Source organism: Sandarakinorhabdus sp., from assembly GCF_041689835.1.
Classification (GTDB): domain Bacteria; phylum Pseudomonadota; class Alphaproteobacteria; order Sphingomonadales; family Sphingomonadaceae; genus Sandarakinorhabdus.
The window spans coordinates 1-17,232 of record NZ_JBDNFM010000132.1; the positions used below are offsets into that span (position 1 = coordinate 1).

Annotated in this window: 14 protein-coding genes; 7 read left to right on the plus strand and 7 right to left on the minus strand. The window is 64.8% G+C overall.

What is annotated here, in order from left to right:
* Positions 1 to 108 precede the first annotated feature (108 nt).
* A complete protein-coding gene (locus tag ACESL8_RS07210; RefSeq protein WP_372917312.1) occupies positions 109 to 2,052 on the minus strand; it encodes a TonB-dependent receptor domain-containing protein in 1,944 nt (647 codons plus the stop codon).
* Positions 2,053 to 2,159: 107 nt separating this feature from the next.
* Positions 2,160 to 3,548 (minus strand): adenosylhomocysteinase, encoded by a 1,389-nt coding sequence (gene ahcY / locus ACESL8_RS07215; protein ID WP_372917314.1) that lies wholly within the window; start codon positions 3,546 to 3,548, stop codon positions 2,160 to 2,162.
* A 196-nt stretch (positions 3,549 to 3,744) separates the two neighbouring features.
* Between ahcY and ACESL8_RS07220 the strand changes: the two genes are divergently transcribed.
* Positions 3,745 to 5,820: a prolyl oligopeptidase family protein gene (locus tag ACESL8_RS07220; RefSeq protein ID WP_372917338.1), complete on the plus strand. Its 2,076-nt coding sequence runs from the start codon at positions 3,745 to 3,747 to the stop codon at positions 5,818 to 5,820.
* A 13-nt stretch (positions 5,821 to 5,833) separates the two neighbouring features.
* Here ACESL8_RS07220 and ACESL8_RS07225 read toward each other — a convergent pair whose 3' ends face one another.
* The 3 genes from ACESL8_RS07225 to ACESL8_RS07235 are packed head-to-tail and all read right to left on the minus strand — an operon-like array spanning position 5,834 to position 8,165.
* Positions 5,834 to 6,202: a YbaN family protein gene (locus ACESL8_RS07225; protein WP_372917316.1), complete on the minus strand. Its 369-nt coding sequence runs from the start codon at positions 6,200 to 6,202 to the stop codon at positions 5,834 to 5,836.
* A gap of 47 nt (positions 6,203 to 6,249) precedes the next feature.
* Positions 6,250 to 7,017, minus strand: coding sequence for a histidinol-phosphatase (gene hisN, locus ACESL8_RS07230; RefSeq protein WP_372917318.1), 768 nt, complete (start codon positions 7,015 to 7,017; stop codon positions 6,250 to 6,252).
* Positions 7,014 to 8,165 (minus strand): CaiB/BaiF CoA transferase family protein, encoded by a 1,152-nt coding sequence (locus ACESL8_RS07235; protein WP_372917320.1) that lies wholly within the window; start codon positions 8,163 to 8,165, stop codon positions 7,014 to 7,016. Before ACESL8_RS07235 ends, hisN begins: the two co-directional genes overlap by 4 nt.
* An 85-nt stretch (positions 8,166 to 8,250) precedes the next feature.
* Here ACESL8_RS07235 and ACESL8_RS07240 point away from each other — a divergent pair, with 85 nt between their 5' ends.
* Genes ACESL8_RS07240 through ACESL8_RS07250 form a run of 3 tightly spaced genes read left to right on the plus strand, consistent with a single transcriptional unit; the run spans position 8,251 to position 11,935 of the window.
* Entirely contained in the window at positions 8,251 to 10,461 is a 2,211-nt protein-coding gene (locus ACESL8_RS07240; RefSeq protein ID WP_372917322.1) for a transferrin receptor-like dimerization domain-containing protein, read from the plus strand.
* The gene (locus ACESL8_RS07245) at positions 10,458 to 11,360 is read left to right on the plus strand and encodes an alpha/beta hydrolase family protein (protein ID WP_372917324.1); all 903 of its coding nucleotides are present in this window, start codon (positions 10,458 to 10,460) and stop codon (positions 11,358 to 11,360) included. The genes ACESL8_RS07240 and ACESL8_RS07245 overlap by 4 nt, the downstream gene beginning before the upstream one ends.
* Positions 11,357 to 11,935 (plus strand): glutathione S-transferase N-terminal domain-containing protein, encoded by a 579-nt coding sequence (locus ACESL8_RS07250; protein ID WP_372917326.1) that lies wholly within the window; start codon positions 11,357 to 11,359, stop codon positions 11,933 to 11,935. Before ACESL8_RS07245 ends, ACESL8_RS07250 begins: the two co-directional genes overlap by 4 nt.
* 3 nt (positions 11,936 to 11,938) lie before the next feature.
* On the opposite strand, the gene ACESL8_RS07255 is transcribed toward ACESL8_RS07250, so the two are convergent.
* The gene (locus tag ACESL8_RS07255; RefSeq protein WP_372917328.1) at positions 11,939 to 13,411 is read right to left on the minus strand and encodes a coniferyl aldehyde dehydrogenase; all 1,473 of its coding nucleotides are present in this window, start codon (positions 13,409 to 13,411) and stop codon (positions 11,939 to 11,941) included.
* A 168-nt stretch (positions 13,412 to 13,579) separates the two neighbouring features.
* Between ACESL8_RS07255 and ACESL8_RS07260 the strand changes: the two genes are divergently transcribed.
* Complete coding sequence (locus ACESL8_RS07260) at positions 13,580 to 15,310, plus strand: class I adenylate-forming enzyme family protein (RefSeq protein WP_372917330.1); 1,731 nt, start codon at positions 13,580 to 13,582, stop codon at positions 15,308 to 15,310.
* A gap of 117 nt (positions 15,311 to 15,427) precedes the next feature.
* Here ACESL8_RS07260 and ACESL8_RS07265 read toward each other — a convergent pair whose 3' ends face one another.
* Complete coding sequence (locus tag ACESL8_RS07265) at positions 15,428 to 16,129, minus strand: TIGR02594 family protein (protein WP_372917332.1); 702 nt, start codon at positions 16,127 to 16,129, stop codon at positions 15,428 to 15,430.
* 126 nt (positions 16,130 to 16,255) lie between these two features.
* Here ACESL8_RS07265 and fsa point away from each other — a divergent pair, with 126 nt between their 5' ends.
* Positions 16,256 to 16,909, plus strand: a complete 654-nt coding sequence (fsa, locus tag ACESL8_RS07270) for a fructose-6-phosphate aldolase (RefSeq protein WP_372917334.1) — start codon at positions 16,256 to 16,258, stop codon at positions 16,907 to 16,909.
* An 82-nt stretch (positions 16,910 to 16,991) separates the two neighbouring features.
* Positions 16,992 to 17,232: site-specific integrase (locus ACESL8_RS07275; protein ID WP_372917336.1), on the plus strand; the 241-nt coding region annotated here is incomplete at its 3' end.

The following is a 17,232-nucleotide window of genomic DNA, read 5'->3' on the forward strand; positions in this document are numbered from 1 at the left end:
ACAGCGCGCCGTAACGGCGCCAGAAAAATCGATGCAACATGAGGTGGCTTTGGCCAGCGGCCGCGCCTGAGTCCAGCGCCTAAATGCGGAGGATTTGCTCCCCTCGGGTTACAAATCGATCGTGATGTAGGCGTTTGCGGCGCGGCCCCACACCGGGCGATATGCGCCGGCACCGAACAATTCATATCCCTGGCTGTCGAACAGGTTTTCCACCTGCACGCGCAGCGTCGCCGCCGAACCCGCCAGCTTGAACCGATACCGCCCGCCGATATCGGCGAATGTCAGCGCCGGGATGGAGACGAGGTTGGACACCGTCGCGGTTCTGCTGCTGGTGTGGCTGAGCTTGGCGTCGAACGACACGCCGGGCAGCCACGGCGGCCGCCAATCGCCGCTGATGGTGTAGGTTTGTGCCACTGCGCCAACGGGCCGCCGGCCAACGCCCGCCACATCGGCGGTGACGCGCGGCGACAGCAGCACCGCCCCGGCGACCACCGTCAACCGCGGCGTGACCGGCCCGCTGAACGAGGCTTCGAACCCGCGATTGCGCACCTCGCCAAGCTGGCGGAACACGCGGGCGGCATCGAGATTGAAATAGGGTTTGCTCACGTCGAACAGGCCGAGCACCAGTCTCAGATTGCCGGCCACGGTCCAGCGCAGGCCGGCATCGAACTGGCGGGTGCGGATCGCCGGCAGGGCTTCGTTGCGGTTGGCGGCTTGTTCGGGAGCGACCCCCGATTCTTCCAGCCCGGTGACATAGCCGCCGTAAGCTGCCAGCCGCGAAGTGAGGGCGGCGGCGATATTGGCGTTGAACAGCAAGGGCCGCGTACTGGTTTCCACCGGGGCCACGCCGGGCAAGCCGATGCGCTTGCGGTAATCGCTGTGCTGCACGCCCAGCGAGAGTTCGCCGACCCCGTCCCAGTGGCCTTCGTAACCGGCGGCCAGCGTCCATTGCCGGAAACGGTCGCGTTCCTGCTCGGTGAAGGCCGCCACCGGCTGCGGCGCGCCCACTGGCATGGTCAGCGTTGCCGGGCCAAGATCCACTAGTTGTGTGCCGCCAAAGCGCCGGCGGGCATCGCGGCCGCGCACCGCCAGGTGCAGCTGGTGGGCGCAGTTGCCGCCGGTCCAGCTCCGCGTCAGCCGCACTTCACCGCTGGTGGAGACAAACAGCAGCGCCGGATCGATGATCACCTGCGCGCGTGCGGAACCATCGGCGCGTACATCGGTGAGCAGATTGGTGTAATCTTCGAAATACGCCACCGACGAGCGGAACAGCCCGGCCTTCAGCGCCCAGCCGGGGGCCAGATCGGCGGACAGCACGGCGCCGGCATTCAGCTCGGTTTCGCGGGTGCGCTGCCAGCGGGGGCCGTTCCAGAAATTGCGCGGCAGGCGCGGCGGCAGCGCTTCGCCAGCCGGCACATAAATCGTCGCAGCTTCGTGGAACGGGGTGTAGGCGAGGCTGACGAATGGCACCAGTTCGATGCCTGGCGCCGGGCGCAGCCGTGCGATCAGGGCGCCTTCGTAATAATAATCGCGGGTGCCGTCGCCCATGTGTTCGTGGGCGATCTGGCCGCCCACGCCCAGGCTGAATCCGTCGGTGATCGGCAGCGCCACATCGGCTTCGATGATGCGCGATCCCCAGCTGTCGATATTGGCGAGAATGCTGGCGCCGGCCTTGTCACCGGGCACACGCAGGCCGAGATCGACAACGCCGGTGGGGCTGGGGAACGGCGATCCCAGCACGGTGGGGCCGACACGAATGACGGTGGAGCCGCTGATCCGGTCCGACGGGAAGAACACCGGATCGAAATACAGCCCGGCGATGCGGACATTGCCCGCCGCGCGCGGCGAAAATCCGCGCACCGACGAGGCCGAATACAGGCCGATGCCTTCACGGCCGATGGTGGTGCCGAATGCATCGCCGGCCTGCCGCACGGCGTTTTCGCCGGCACGGCTGCCAGCGGCGGTGAGCGGCGGCGCGTCTTGGGCTTGCGCGGCGGCAGCAATCACACTGGCCGCAGCCCCAGCGACAACCAAGGTCAGAACACGGATCATGCGTTACCCACAAAGTTTCGGCCAAAAACATTCCGGCGCTGCCAGCATTGCAAAACCGCAATGCTGGCAGCGCCGGAAATCGTCAACAACGGCGGGCCGCTGCGGCGTCAATAACGATAATGATCCGGCTTGAACGGGCCGGTTTCGCCGACGCCGATGTAGCTGGCCTGCTTGTCCGACAGGGTGGTGAGCTTCACGCCGAGCTTTTCGAGGTGAAGGCGGGCAACCTTCTCATCGAGATGCTTGGGCAGCACATAGACGCGGTTTTCATATTGGGCGCCATTGCCCCACAATTCGATCTGCGCCAGCACCTGGTTGGTGAAGCTGGCCGACATCACGAAGCTGGGGTGGCCGGTGCCGCAGCCCAGATTGACCAGGCGGCCCTTGGCCAGCACGATGATCTGGTTGCCATCTGGAAATTCCACGATGTCGGTGCCGGGCTTCACTTCGGTCCACTTGTAGTTGGACAGGGCGGCGATCTGAATTTCGCTGTCAAAATGCCCGATGTTGCAGACGATGCTGTTGGGGCGCATCGCCATCATGTGTTCGGCAGTGATCACGTCCATGTTGCCGGTGGCCGTGACGAAGATATCGGCCCGCTTGACAGCGTCTTCCATGGTGACGACTTCAAAGCCTTCCATCGCGGCCTGCAGCGCGCAGATGGGATCGATTTCGGTCACCATCACGCGGGCGCCGCCGTTGCGCAGGGATTGCGCCGAACCCTTGCCAACGTCGCCAAAGCCGGCAACCACGGCAACCTTGCCGGCCAGCATCACATCGGTGGCGCGGCGGATGGCATCGACCAGCGATTCCTTGCAGCCATACAGATTGTCGAACTTGGATTTGGTGACGCTGTCGTTGACGTTGATCGCCGGGAACGGCAGCCGGCCCTGCTTGGCGAGTTCGTACAGGCGGTGCACACCCGTGGTGGTTTCTTCCGAAACGCCCTTCAGGTTTTTCACGGTATCGGTCAGATAACCCGGACGCGCCTTGATATAGGCCTTCAATGCGCGCTGGAATTCGACCTCTTCTTCATTTTCCGGTTCGCCCATGGTTTCGCCGGCTTCAAGGCGGGCGCCCCACAGCGCAAACATGGTGGCATCGCCGCCATCATCGAGGATGATGTTGGAGGTGACATCGCCCCATTCGAAGATGCGGCCGACATAATCCCAATAATCGGCCAGGCTCTCGCCCTTGATGGCGTACACCGGGATGCCCTTGGCGGCGATGGCGGCGGCGGCGTGATCCTGGGTGGAAAAGATGTTGCAGGTGGCCCAGCGCACATCGGCACCAAGTTCGACCAATGTTTCGATCAGCACCGCAGTCTGGATCGTCATGTGCAGCGAACCGGTGATGCGCGCGCCTTTGAGTGGCTTGGACGCACCGAATTCGCTGCGCAGCGCCATCAGGCCGGGCATTTCGGTTTCGGCGATGTTGATTTCGCGGCGGCCGAAATCGGCTTCGGCAATGTCGCGAATGGCGTAATCGTGGGCCATGATGTGCTTTCTGACTGGAGTTGCCGCCTCCCTAACGGCAGCTGGCAGTTGAGACAAGCATAAAGATTGCTTTATATGACGCCTTTGGCGGTCAGGATTGCCGCAATGACTGGAAATGCTGCCCGGCGTCGGCCATGGTAATGTGGTTTGCTGTTCCAAGGGAGAGTTGGCCGTGCGCCATCTGTTTGCGATTGTGATGATGACCAGTGTTTCTGCCCAGATTGCCGCCGCGCCGATGGCCTACCTGCAAACCCAGCGCGGGTTTGAAGTGGAGGCGCGGCACGGGCTGTCGGTGCCCGACCCTTATCGCTGGCTGGAAGCCGATGTGCGCACCGATGCCAATGTCGCCAAGTGGGTGGACGCACAGAATCAGGTGACCGGCGCCTATCTGGCCGGGCTGCCGAAACGCGATGCAATCCGCGCCCGACTGACCGAGCTGTACAATTACGAGCGTTTCGGGATTCCGCGGGTGCGCGGCGGCGTACAGTTCTTTGCGCGCAATTCAGGGCTGCAGAACCAGTCCGTGCTCTATGTGCAATTGCCCGGCGGCGAACCGCGCGTGCTGATCGATCCCAATCCGTGGGCGAAAGACGGCGCCACTGCGCTGGCCGAATGGACGCCGTCCAAGGATGGCAAGCACCTCGCCTATGCCGTGCAAGACGGCGGCACCGATTGGCGCACGATCAAGGTGCGCGATGTTGCGACCGGCACCGACCTCGCCGACAGCCTCGAAGGGGTGAAATATACAGGTGAAGTGGCATGGCGGCCAGATGGCAGCGGATTCTATTATTCGCGCTTCCCGGCGCCTCCGGCCGGTCAGAAATATCAGTCGGCAACCCTGAACGAGGCAATCTGGTTCCACAAATTGGGCACGCCGCAAAGCGGAGACACGATGGTGTTCGCCACGCCGGATCGCCCCAAGCTGGGCCACCACGCCAGCTTGAGCGAAGATGGCCGCTGGATGGTGGTGTCGAGCAGCGAAAGCTCGGGCGGCAATGCTGTCTTCATCGCCGATATGTCCAAGGGCGAAACACCGCGCCCGCTGGTTACGGTCCTCGACAAGGAATGGAACTTCGCCGGCAGCCAGGGCGGCAATTTGTGGTTTGTCACCAACAAGGATGCGCCGCGCTATCAGTTGCTGGCGGTCGATGGTGCAACCGGCGCCAGCCGAGTGGCGATCGCTGAAGGCCGGGCAACGATGACTAGCGGTGCCGTGGTCGGCAAGCGTCTCGTCGTCGAGACGCTGGAAGACGCCAAATCGGTGGTGCGGCTGTACGAGACAGACGGCAAGCCGGTGGGGGTGGTGCCGCTGCCCGGCATCGGCACGGCTGGCGGTTTTGAATCGTCCGACGATGGCACGACGTATTTTGCGTATTCCAGCTTTGCGGCGCCGGGCTCGATCTGGCGTTACGATTCGGCCACTAACACCGCCAGCGCGGTGCGCGAGGCCAAGGTGGCGTTTAATCCGGCCGATTACACGGTGAGCCAGGTTTTCTATCCATCGAAGGACGGCACGAAAGTTCCGATGTTCGTCGCGCACCGCAAGGATCTGGATCTGTCGAAACCACACCCGGCGCTGCTTTATGCCTATGGCGGCTTCAATATCAGCAGCACGCCGGGCTTCAGTGTTTCGCGGCTGGTGTGGATGGAAATGGGCGGCGTGTTTGCGCTCGCCAATATCCGCGGCGGCGGTGAATATGGTGCAGCGTGGCACGACGGCGGCCGCTTGCTGAACAAACAGAATGTGTTCGATGATTTCATCGCGGCCGGTGAGGCACTGGTGGCCAAGGGCCTGACGACGCCGGCCCAGCTTGCCATTCAGGGCGGTTCCAACGGCGGTTTGCTGGTGGGTGCCGTCACCAATCAGCGGCCCGATCTGTTCGCTGCGGCGCTGCCGGCGGTGGGCGTGATGGACATTCTGCGTTACGCCAACTGGACCGCCGGGCGGTACTGGGTGGACGATTATGGCGACATGACCAAGCCGGAATATTTCCGCTACAACCTCGGCTTCAGTCCCTACCACAACATCAAGGGCGGCAAGAATTACCCGGCGGTGCTGGTGACGACGGCCGACACCGACGACCGGGTGGTGCCGGGCCACAGCTTCAAATATGCAGCCGCGCTACAAGCCGCGCCAATCGGCGACAAGCCGCACCTGATCCGCATCGAAACCCGCGCCGGCCACGGCAGCGGCAAACCGACCGACAAGATCATCGCGGAAGCGGCTGATCTGTGGGCGTTTGCCGGATATTGGACGGGCCTGACGAAGTGACGAGTTTGACGCGTTAAGGCGTTTTCGGGCCGCTGGGGCGGGTGATGATGGCCAGCGCGGTGAGTGGCAGGATCACCGCCTGGATCATGATCACGCGTTCCGGCGCGCCAACGAGGAACGACATGCCGAACACGGCGACCATCGATGTGACGGCCAGCAGCTTGGCGCGCGGGGCGATGGCCCGGTGCTGTTCCCAATTGCGAATAAGCGGGCCGAAGGCGCGATGGGTGATCAGCCAATCGTGCAGGCGCGGCGACGAGCGGGCAAAGCAATAGGCGGCCAGCAGCACGAACGGCGTGGTGGGCACCAAGGGCAGCACAATGCCGGCAATGCCGAGCGCGAGGCTGGTGAGCCCGATGACAAGCCAGAGGGGCCGAAACATGGCTTGGCTTAGCAGACGAGCGGATTGCCGCCAGCGATTCGCGGGGCCTATCCCGCCAGCATCTGTGCGATGGCGGCAGCGAGTGCCGGATCGCCGGCCGCGATCACGGCGCCGCGGCTGGCAGTGGTGAGCGGCGCACCCTGCCAATCGGTGATGACGCCGCCGGCGCCAGTGATGATGGGCACCAGCGCGGCCCAGTCGTGGAGTTTGAGCCCGGATTCGACCACGGCATCGAGGTGGCCAGCGGCAACCAGGCCATAATTGTGGCAATCGCCGCCATACAGCGTGTCCCCCGCGCCCACGCGCACCCGTTCGAAGCAGCGAAAATCGGCGGCATCGAACGCCTGCGGGCTGGTGGTGCCGATGCGCGCCTGGGCAAGGCTGGCACAGTGGCGAACATGCACCCGCGCGCCATTGAGCAGCGTGGGCTGACCGGGCGCGGCCAGCCAGCGATCGCCGATGATGCATTGATCGATGATGCCCAGCACCGGCTGGCCCTGTTCCATCAGGCCGATCAGCGTGCCGAACAGCGGCCGCCCGGCGACAAAGGCGCGGGTGCCGTCGATGGGATCGAGCACCCATACCCGCTCCGCATCGGGGCGATCATCGCCATATTCCTCGCCGATCACACCGTCATCTGGGCGATATTGATCGAGCAGGCGGCGGATGGCGGCTTCGGCCTCGCGGTCGGCAATGGTGACGGGGGAGAAATCTTCCTTGGTTTCGACCAGGAACGGGCGGCGAAACCACGGCCGGATGGCTTGGCCAGCGGCTTCGGCAAGGAGTTCGGCCAGCGCGAGATCAGACAGGCTCACAGGCCCAGCTCCTTGAGGATGGCCGCGCGGTCCGCATCGAGATCGGGCGCGGGCGGGCGGGTATCGGGATCGGCATGGGCCGAAAGCTTGATCGGGTTGCCGGCGGCGATCAATGGCGTGCCATCGGGCAACGACGTGTGCACCACCATGTTGCGCGCTTTCACTTGGGGATTGGCCAGCGCCTGGCCGATGGTGTTGAGCGGCCCGGACGGCACGCCGGCCGCATCGAGCAGCGGCAACCAGTGCGCCGCGGGCTGGGTGAGCAGCACGGCTTCGAGCACGGCCGACAGTTCTTCGGCATGGGCCGTGCGCGCCTCGTTGCCGGCAAAGCGCGGATCGTCGCCCGGCAGGCCGAGCGCGCCGCACAAAGCGGCAAACAGCTGATCGTTTCCGGCTGCGATCACGATCGGCGCATCGGCGCAGCTGTAGGCGGCAAACGGCGTTATGGAGGGGTGGCGCGCGCCCAACGGCCCGGGCGATTCGCCGGTGGCGGCATAACGCGCGATGGCGTTTTCCAATATGGCAATTTGCCCGTCGAGCATGGCGACATCGACGAACTGGCCCCTGCCGTGATTGGGCCCGGTGCGGCCCCGGTCGTGCAGCGCCGTGGTGATGCCGATCACGGTGAACAGGCCGGCGGTGATATCGCCGATGCTGGTACCAACGCGGGTGGGCGGCCCGCCGGGGTGGCCTGTCACGCTCATGATGCCGCCCATCGCCTGTACAACCATATCGTAGGCGGCCTTGGTGCTGTCCGGCCCGGTTTGGCCGAAGCCGCTGGTGGCGGCGTGAATCAGGCGCGGATAGCGTGCGGCCAGCGCCTCCCAGCCATATCCCAGCCGCGCCATCACGCCGGGGCGGTAATTGTCCACCAGCACGTCGGCCTTTTCCAGCAGCGCCTCGAAAATGCGGCGGTCGTCGGGAGCCTTCAAATCGAGCGCGATGGATTGCTTGCCGCGGTTGATACTGGCGAAATAGGCGCTGTGGCCGCCAATGAACGGGCCATAGGCGCGGGCATCATCGCCGCCATCCGGCCGTTCCACCTTGATGACGCGGGCGCCCAGATCGGCCAGCACCATGGTGGCATAGGGGCCAGCCAGCACCCGCGACAGATCGATGACGAGTATATCGGAAAGGGGACCAGGCATGATGAGTGTGTAGCGTTGTTTTTTCCCCTCGTCACCGGGCCGGCGTTGCGGCAAAACCCCTGTGCACCACGCCAAGGGGAACACGATGAAGACGCTTTTTCTGGCCGCGCTGCTGCTGGGCACCGCTGCGGCCGCACAGCCAGCCACCGAACGCGAAGCCGCCTTTGATGCGCAGATCAGCAGTGCCGATCAGATGGCCTGGCTGAAAACCATGGCGGCCGGCCCCAATCATCTGGGCAGCCCGCACAACCAGGCCAATGCCGCGCTGATCGAAAAGTTGTTCAGACAGTGGGGCTGGCAGGTGAAGCGCGCCGAATATCAGGTGCTGTATCCCACGCCGATTTCGACCGCGCTGGAACTGGTTGGCCCGGCGGCGAAAATGCTGGGCGGGCAGGAGCCCGGCATCGCGCAGGATGAAACATCGAACCAGCTCGCCGGCGCCTTGCCGCCTTATGTTGCCTTTCAGGGCGACGGCGATGTGACGGCGCCGGTGGTGTATGTGAATTACGGCCTGCCGGGCGATTACGAAGCGCTGGCCAGGCGCGGCATCTCGGTGAAGGGCAAGATCGTCATCGCGCGCTACGGCGGCGGCTGGCGCGGGCTGAAACCCAAATTGGCGCAGGAACAGGGCGCCATCGGTTGCCTGATCTATTCGGATCCCCAGCAGGATGGCTATGGCACGGCTGACACCTATCCCAATGGCGGCGGCCGCCCGCCGGCCGGGGTGCAGCGCGGCAGCGTGCTGGACATGATCACCTATCCCGGTGATCCGCTCACCCCCGGCGTTGGCGCGACCAAGGATGCCGTGCGGCTGACCCGCGAGACGGCGGCCACCGTGCTGAAAATCCCGGCGCTGCCGATTTCCTATGCCGATGCGTCCGAAATCCTGTCCCGCCTGAAGGGCGCGCCGGTGCCGGCCGATTGGCGCGGCGGGCTGCCGTTCCACTATCGCTTTGGCGGCGACGACAGCGTGCAGGTGCATCTGAAGGTGCAATCTGAATGGTCGCTGAAAACCATCAGCAACGTCATTGCCACGCTGCCCGGTTCCAGCAAGCGCGACGAATGGGTGGTGCGCGGCAACCATTATGATGGCTGGGTGTTTGGCGCGTCTGATCCGCTGTCGGGCGAAGTCGCGATGATGAGCGAGGCCAAGGCGCTGGGCGCGCTGTGGAAATCGGGCTGGCGGCCCAAGCGCAGTATCATTTATGCCAGCTGGGACGGCGAGGAGCCGGGCCTGCTGGGTTCCACCGAATGGGTGGAGCAGAACATCGCCGAATTGCGGCAGAAGGCGGTGGTGTACATCAACAGCGACAGCAATGGCCGCGGGTTTCTGGGCGTGGACGGCAGCGGGCAGTTCACGTCGTTGATCGGCAAGGCCGCTGCCGACGTGAAAGATCCGCAAACCGGCGCCAGCGTGGCGGCGCGCTGGCGGGCCAATGTGCGCGCCAAGGCTTTTGACGGCGCGCGCGGCAATGCGGCGGCGCTGGCGGCTGCCGAACTGGCCGCCGATCAGCCGCTGGATGCGCTGGGTTCGGGCAGCGATTACACCGCCTTCATCCACCATGCCGGCGTTTCGTCGATCAACATCGGTTTTGGCGGCGAAGGCGAAAGCGCGGGTTCGTATCATTCGATCTACGACAGCTATGATCATTTTATGGCCTGGGATGATCCGGGCCTGGCGTACGGCGCGGCGCTGTCCAAGCTGGCGGGGCGGCTGGTGATGCGGCTGGCCGATGCCGATGCGCTGCCGGTGCGTTTTGGCCCGGTGGCGGGGGCTGCGCGCAGCTATTTCAGCGAGATCAAGGCGCTGATCGAAACGCGTCGCCGCGAAGATGAAAATCGCGCCGGGTTGAGCGCTGACATTTACCGGCTGGGCAGCGATCCGCGCGATCCGCTGGGGCCGCCCGTGGCGAAAACGCCGACCCCGGCGCTGGATCTGGCCGTATTGGATGCCGCGATCACTCGGCTGGACGGGGCGGCGAAGGCTTTCGATGCCGCGATTTCGGCCAGGGAAGCCAGCCTGACGGCCGCGCAAACGGCGGTGCTCAACACGCGGCTGCGCGATATCGAGCAGACGCTGCTCAGCCCACCTGGCCTGCCGTTCCGGCCGTGGTTCCGCAACATCCTGTATGCGCCCGGCCGCTTCACTGGCTATGGCTCCAAGACGTTGCCCGGCCTGCGCGAAGCGGTGGAGGAACGCCGATTTGACGATGCCAGCCGCGAAGCCGGTATCGCCGCCAAGGCGCTGGGCGATTATGCCAACAGGCTGATAGCCGCGACGGAGGCGATCAGGTGAAGCGCCTGGCGCTTGCTCTGACCCTGGCGCTGCTGATCGCAACCCCGGCGCTGGCGCAGCGGCTGCGCCCGGCCGACGTGGACAAGCTGCCATCATCGCCGCCGGCGCTGACCGAAAACTATGGCGCCGATGCCAATCAGGTTGGTGATTTGCGGATGCCCGATACCAAGACCTTTGGCCCCGGCCCGCATCCGGTGGTGATCGTCATCCATGGCGGCTGCTGGTGGAAGGGCTTTGCCACCCGCCAGAACACGGCGGCTCTGGCCAGCCGGTTGACGGAGCGCGGCTTTGCCACCTGGAACATCGATTACCGCCAGCAGGGCGATGCCGGCGGCGGCTGGCCCGGCAGCTTCAAGGATTGGGCGGCCGGTTCGGACCATTTGCGCGCGCTTGCAAGGCGCTATCCGATCGATCTTGCCCGCGTGGCGGTGACCGGCCACAGCGCCGGGGCGCATGCCGCGCTGTGGGTGGCGGGCCGTCACAAGCTGCCAGCGGGCAGCGAGATTGCCAGTCCCAATCCGATCAGGATCGGCGCTGTTGTCGGCATTGATGGCCCGCCCGATCCGGGGGCGGAGCTGGAGCAGTTCGAAAAAGGCTGCGGCGTGCCGGCGGTGAGCGGCATGTTTGGCGGCAAGCCGGCAGACCAGCCCAAACGCTATGCCGAAGGCAGCCCGCAGGCGCTGCTGCCGTTGGGGATGAAATCTGGCCTGGTTTCGGCCAGCCTGTTCCTGTTTCCGGCCGCCGCCGAGCGTTTTGTGACGGCGGCGCGCAAGGAAAAAGATCAGGCCAGCGCCCTGATGCTGGGCGGCACTGGCCATTTCGACGTGATTGCGCCGGGCAGCCCGGTGTGGGATCAGGTGGAGGCGTTTCTGGTGGCGCAACTGAAGGTGGAAAAATGAAACTGCTGGCCTCGCCAACTTCGCCTTATGCCCGCAAGCTGCGGGTGATCGCTCACGAATTGGGGCTGGCGCTGCCGGTGGAAAACACCGCGCCGATGACCGATCCGGCGGCGCTGCTCAGCGCCAATCCGCTGGGCAAGGTGCCGGCGCTGGTGCTGGACGATGGCAGCGCCATCATCGATTCGCCGGTGATCGCGGCCTTTTTGCTGGCTGCTGCGCCGGGGCAGACGCTGTTGCCGCTGTCAGGTCATGATCATTGGCAGGCGCGCACCACCGAAGCGCTGGCCGACGGTGTTCTGGATGCCGCGATCATCCTGCGGTTCAACATGGCGCAGGGCATCACATCAGGGCCGTGGGTGGACCGCCAATACCGCGCCATCGAACGCGCGCTGGCCGTGATGGACGGCCGCGTGGGCGGCAGCGGTTTCGGCGATATCTGCATCGCGGTGGCCTGCGATTATCTCGGCTTCCGCTTCCCCGAACTGCACTGGCGCGGCCATAATACGGGGTTGGCTGCACTCACCGATGCCCTGCTGGCCACGCCGGCGTTCGTGGCCACACGCCCGCCCGCCTGAGCCTTATTTTTTCAATTCGCGCGCCAATGCCTTGGCGGTTTTGATGCCATAGGGCGGCTTGAACCCGGCGAGGCCGGCCAGATCGATCTTGGGCTGGCTATAGACCGCTTTGCCGTGGCTGAACTGTTTGAAGCCGTCGTGGCCGTGGTAATTGCCCATGCCGGCCGGGCCGATGCCGCCGAACGGCAGGTCTTCGGCTGAAACGTGGAAGATCACGTCGTTCACCGTCACGCCGCCCGATATGGTGCGATCGAGCACGCGGCGCTGTTCGGCCGCGTCCTGCCCGAACCAGTACAGGCCCAGCGGCCGGTCGCGGCGGTTGATTTCGTCGATGGCGCCGTCCACCGCCTTGTAGGTGCGCACGGGCAACAGCGGCCCGAAGATTTCTTCCTGCATCACCGTCATCTCGTCGGTGGCGCCGCGGATGATGTGCAGCGGCATCTTGTTGGTGTTCTGTTTGCTGAAATCCTCGTTTGCCGGGTTCACCACTTCGACCTGCGCGCCCTTGGCGCGGGCGTCGGCCACGTGCGCTTCAAGGCGTTCGCGGTGGCGGGCGCCGAGCACGCTGGTGTAATCCGGGTTGGCCAGCATGGTGGGATACAATCGCGCAGTGGCGGCCTTGAGGCCCTCGACGATTTCGGCCTCTTTTTCCTCGGGCACCAGCAGGTAATCCGGCGCCAGGCAAATCTGGCCGGCGTTCATCAATTTGCCCATCGCCACGCGTTCAGTGGCCGATGCCACATCGGCGCTGCGGCTGATGATGGTGGGCGATTTGCCGCCGAGTTCGAGCGTGAGCGGCACCAGATTTTTCGCCGCCGCCGCCATCACATGGCGCGCCACGCTGGTGGCACCGGTAAAGATGAGGTGATCGAAGGCGAGTTCGGTGAAGGCCTTGCCCACGTCGGTCCCACCGGTGATCACTGCGATTTCGGTCTGATCGAAGGCGGCTTCGAGGATTTCCTTCATCAGTGCCGAGGTGACGGGGGTGAATTCCGATGGCTTGATCATCGCGCGGTTGCCGGCGGCGAGAACGCCGGCCAGCGGCGCAAAGGTGAGGTTCACCGGGAAGTTCCACGGGCTGATGATGCCGATGACGCCCTTGGGCTGAAATTCGACGCGCGCCCTGGCACCGAGCAGGCCGAGCGGGAAATCGAGGCTGCGCTTTTCCGGCTTCATCCAGGCATCGAGATGTTTGAGCGCATGCTTGATCGGCTTGATCGAGCTCATGATGTCGGTGACCAGGCTGAGCTGCGTCGAGCGGTGGCCGAAATCTTCGGACATGGCAGCGGCCAGCCGATCCTTGTTGTCCAGCACAACATCGAGCGCGCGGGTGAGCCGGTTCTTGCGCGCGCCGGCGCTGACGGGCAGTTCGGCGGTGAAACTGGCGCGCTGCGCATCCAGAATGGCCTGCATTGCCGCAGCATCGCGGGCGTTCCATTCGGCGGTTTGGGCGGCAGTGCGTGCGGTGGTGGCCATGATCTCGTATCCCCAATATCCGGTGCGGCCTTCAACCTAGACCCCCAACCCCGGCAACGGCAAGCCGCGCAGCATGTTGGGCCAAACCGCGCCCATTCGTCAGGCTGGCGGCCGGCGCGGCTTTGCGGCATCTTGGCTGCAACAAACAACGATATCGGGGATGGATTGATGAGCAGCTGGCCGGCCATGGGAATTGCAGAAGCCCACGCACTGCTGACGGCGCCAGGGCAGCCGCTGGAAATGGACACCATCCTGATTGAAGGCCGCCCGACGCGGGTGTGGAAGAATGCACCGCCCAGTCTGGCGCATTGCTTTGCGGCGGGGCGCGCCCACGCCGAGAAGATCTTCCTGGTGCTGGACGATGAGCGCGTGAGTTATGAAGCGTTTGCCCGGGCCACGCTGGCGCTGGCGGAGCAGTTGAAAGCCGGCGGCCTGCAAAAGGGCGACCGCGTTGCCGTGGTCATGCGCAACCTGCCGGAATGGCCGGTGGCGTTTTATGCTGCCAGCCTGTGCGGCGCGATCGTGACGCCCTTGAATGCGTGGTGGACCGGCGGCGAGCTGGAATACGGCCTGACCGACAGCGGCACCAAGGTGCTGTTGATCGACGCCGAACGCTATAATCGCATCGCCGAACATCTGCCGGCCTGCACCGACCTGGAGAAAATCTACGTCACCCGCGCCAGCGAAATGGAGCTGGGCGATCCGCGCGCGAGCCGGCTGGAAAGCGTGATCGGCCAGCCGATGAGCTGGGCCAGCCTGCCCGACCGGGCCATCCCGGCCGAAGCACTGGCGCTGCAACCCGAAGACGACGCGACGATTTTCTATACCAGCGGCACCACCGGCAAGCCCAAGGGCGCGCTGGGCACGCATCGCAACATCTGCTGCAACATCATGGCCAGCGCCAGCAGCGCGGCGCGCAGTTTCCTGCGGCGCGGCGAACAGCCCCCGGCCGCCGATCCGGCCGCGCCGCAAAAGGCCACCCTGCTCAGTGTGCCGTTCTTCCACGCCACTGGCAGCCACGCCGTGCTCAATCCGGCGCTGGTGGCGGGGGTGAAGCTGGTGCTGATGAAGAAATGGGATGTGGTGGAAGCCATGACGCTGATCGAACGCGAGAAGATCAGTTCGTGCGGCGGCGTGCCCACCATCGCCTGGCAGATACTGGAGCATCCGGATCGCGCCAAATACGACCTTTCGAGCCTTGAATCGGTCAGTTATGGCGGCGCGCCTTCAGCGCCCGAACTGGTCCGCCAGATCGCCAGCCAGTTCAAGGCCAAACCCGGCAACGGCTGGGGGATGACCGAAACCAGCGCCACCTTCACTCACCACATGGCCGAGGATTACGAACAGCGCCCCGACAGTTGCGGCCCGCCGGTGCCGGTGTGCGATCTGCAGGTGCGCGATGCCGATGGCAAGCTGCTGGGGCCGAACGAAGTGGGCGAAATCTATGGTTTTGGCCCCAATGTGGTCAAACTGTACTGGAACAAGCCCGAAGCCACGGCGGCCACGTTCATCGATGGCTGGGTGCGCACCGGCGATCTGGGCCGTATCGACGAGGAAGGTTTTTGCTTCATCATCGACCGCGCCAAGGACATGCTCATCCGCGGCGGCGAGAATATCTACTGCGTCGAGGTGGAAAACGCGCTGTACGAGCACCCGGCGGTGATGGACGCCGCGCTGGTGGGCCGCCCGCACAGATCATTGGGCGAAGAACCTGTGGCATTTGTCACGCTGAAGGCTGGCAGCGAGGCCAGTGAAGCCGAATTGCGGGCGTTTGTGGCGGCGCGGCAGGCGTCGTTCAAGGTGCCGGTGGCGATCCACTTCAGCCGCGAGCCGCTGCCGCGCAACGCCAATGGCAAGATCCTCAAGACCGAATTGAAGAAGCAGGTGGCCGGGGCCTGAAACCCGGTCAGCCACAGCTGTCGGCCGCACCCGAACCGGCTCATGCCGAGCTTGTCGAGGCATGAGCGGATTCGGGTTTGTGCGAAGGGCACCAGGGGCCGTCCTGGCCCGCCGGCCTTACTGCTCGTTGTCGGAAAATCGCCCGTAGGGCCGCAGGGTGCGGGGGGCGCCGGTGGGGGCGGGGGCGGATTTGGGCCAGCGGGCAGTGAGAAAGCGTGTGCGGGCAAAGCGTTTGACGTTGACGGCGTCGCCCTGGTTGCCGCCCAGAATGTGGTAGGCCAGTGCATCCTCGCCCAGATAAAACCCGACATGGCCTTTCCAGCCGCTGCGGCTTTCGCGCCAGAAGGTCATCACCGCGCCGGGCTGGGGCGTGCAGCCGATGCCGAAATTGCCCCAGTTTCGCGCGCCCAGCAGGTTGGTGGGCAGCACTTCGCCGGGCAGGGTGAGGCCGATGCAGTGGGCGACGAACAGCCCGCACCAGCTGATTTCGTCATTGCCGTAATCGATGCGCAGCCGCCGCGCCCAACCGATGATGAGCGGGTTTGATGCGGGGCCGGTGTCTTCCTTGATGCCGATCACGCGCTGGGCTTCGGTGAACCATGGCATCGACAGGCTGGATAGCGGATCGGGCGCAGCCGTGACCGCGCTGGCGCCGAGTTTGGCCAGCGTGTTCTTGCCCGCCACCCCGTCGACTTCGAGGCCATTTGCGGCCTGAAAAGCGCGGATGGCAGCGATGGTGTTGCGGCCCATCACGCCGTCGATATCGCCCGGATCAAAGCCTTTGGCCTCGAGGGCTTTTTGCAGTTCGAATGTGGTCATGGTGCAATTCCCCCAGTGGTTGCTGAACCCGACCTTGCGCGAACGCTATCATCAGCGCTGGCTGTAGGACAGACGGGCTGCTTGGGTTATGGATGCGGTCGAATCAGCCACACGAAGGCCCCCACCATGAAATTTTTTGCCGACACCGCCGATGTTGCCGAAATCGCCGATCTGGCCGCCACCGGCCTGCTGGACGGGGTGACCACCAATCCCAGCCTGATCGCCAAATCGGGGCGCAATTTCCTCGAAGTCGTCAAGGAAATCTGCGGGATCGTCGATGGCCCGGTTTCAGCCGAAGTGGTGGCGCTGGATCATGCCACCATGATGAAGGAAGCCGCCGTGCTGCGGGCGCTGGCGCCCAACATCTGCATCAAGCTGCCGCTGACCCTCGATGGCCTGAAAACCTGCAAGTCGCTTGCGGCGGAAGGCGTGCAAACCAACGTGACGCTGTGTTTTTCGGCTAATCAGGCGCTGCTCGCGGCCAAGGCCGGCGCGACCTATGTTTCGCCATTCGTCGGCCGGCTGGATGATATCGGCCACGACGGGATGGAGCTGATTCAGGATATCCGCACCATCTACGACAATTATGATTTCAAGACGCAAATTCTCGTCGCCAGCGTGCGCAGCCCGGTGCATGTGCTGGCTGCGGCGCGGATCGGCGCCGATGTTGCCACCATGCCGCCGGCGATCATCAAGCAGCTTGCTGCCCACGCGCTGACCGAAAAAGGGCTGGCGGCGTTCATGGCCGATTGGGCCAAGACCGGCCAATCGATCCTGTGATGGGCATCGTCTGAGCGCCGCTGCCGATCCGCTGGCCAACCTGATTGGGCGTTTTCTCGCCTTTTCCGGCGATCAACGGCGATTGTCTGTCCACACGCTCAGGGCTTATGGCCTGACGCTGGAACGGTTCGACGATTTTCTGTCCACGCATCTGGGTGGGCTGGTGACGGGAGGGCGGCTGGCAACGCTGACGGCGGCCGATTTGCGCGCCTTTCTGGCGATGCGGCGCGGGGACGGCCTGGCCGCGTCCAGCCTGGCGCGCGAAGTTTCGGCATTGAAGGGATTTTTTGGCTGGGCGCGGCGCGGTGAAGGGCTGGCCTGTG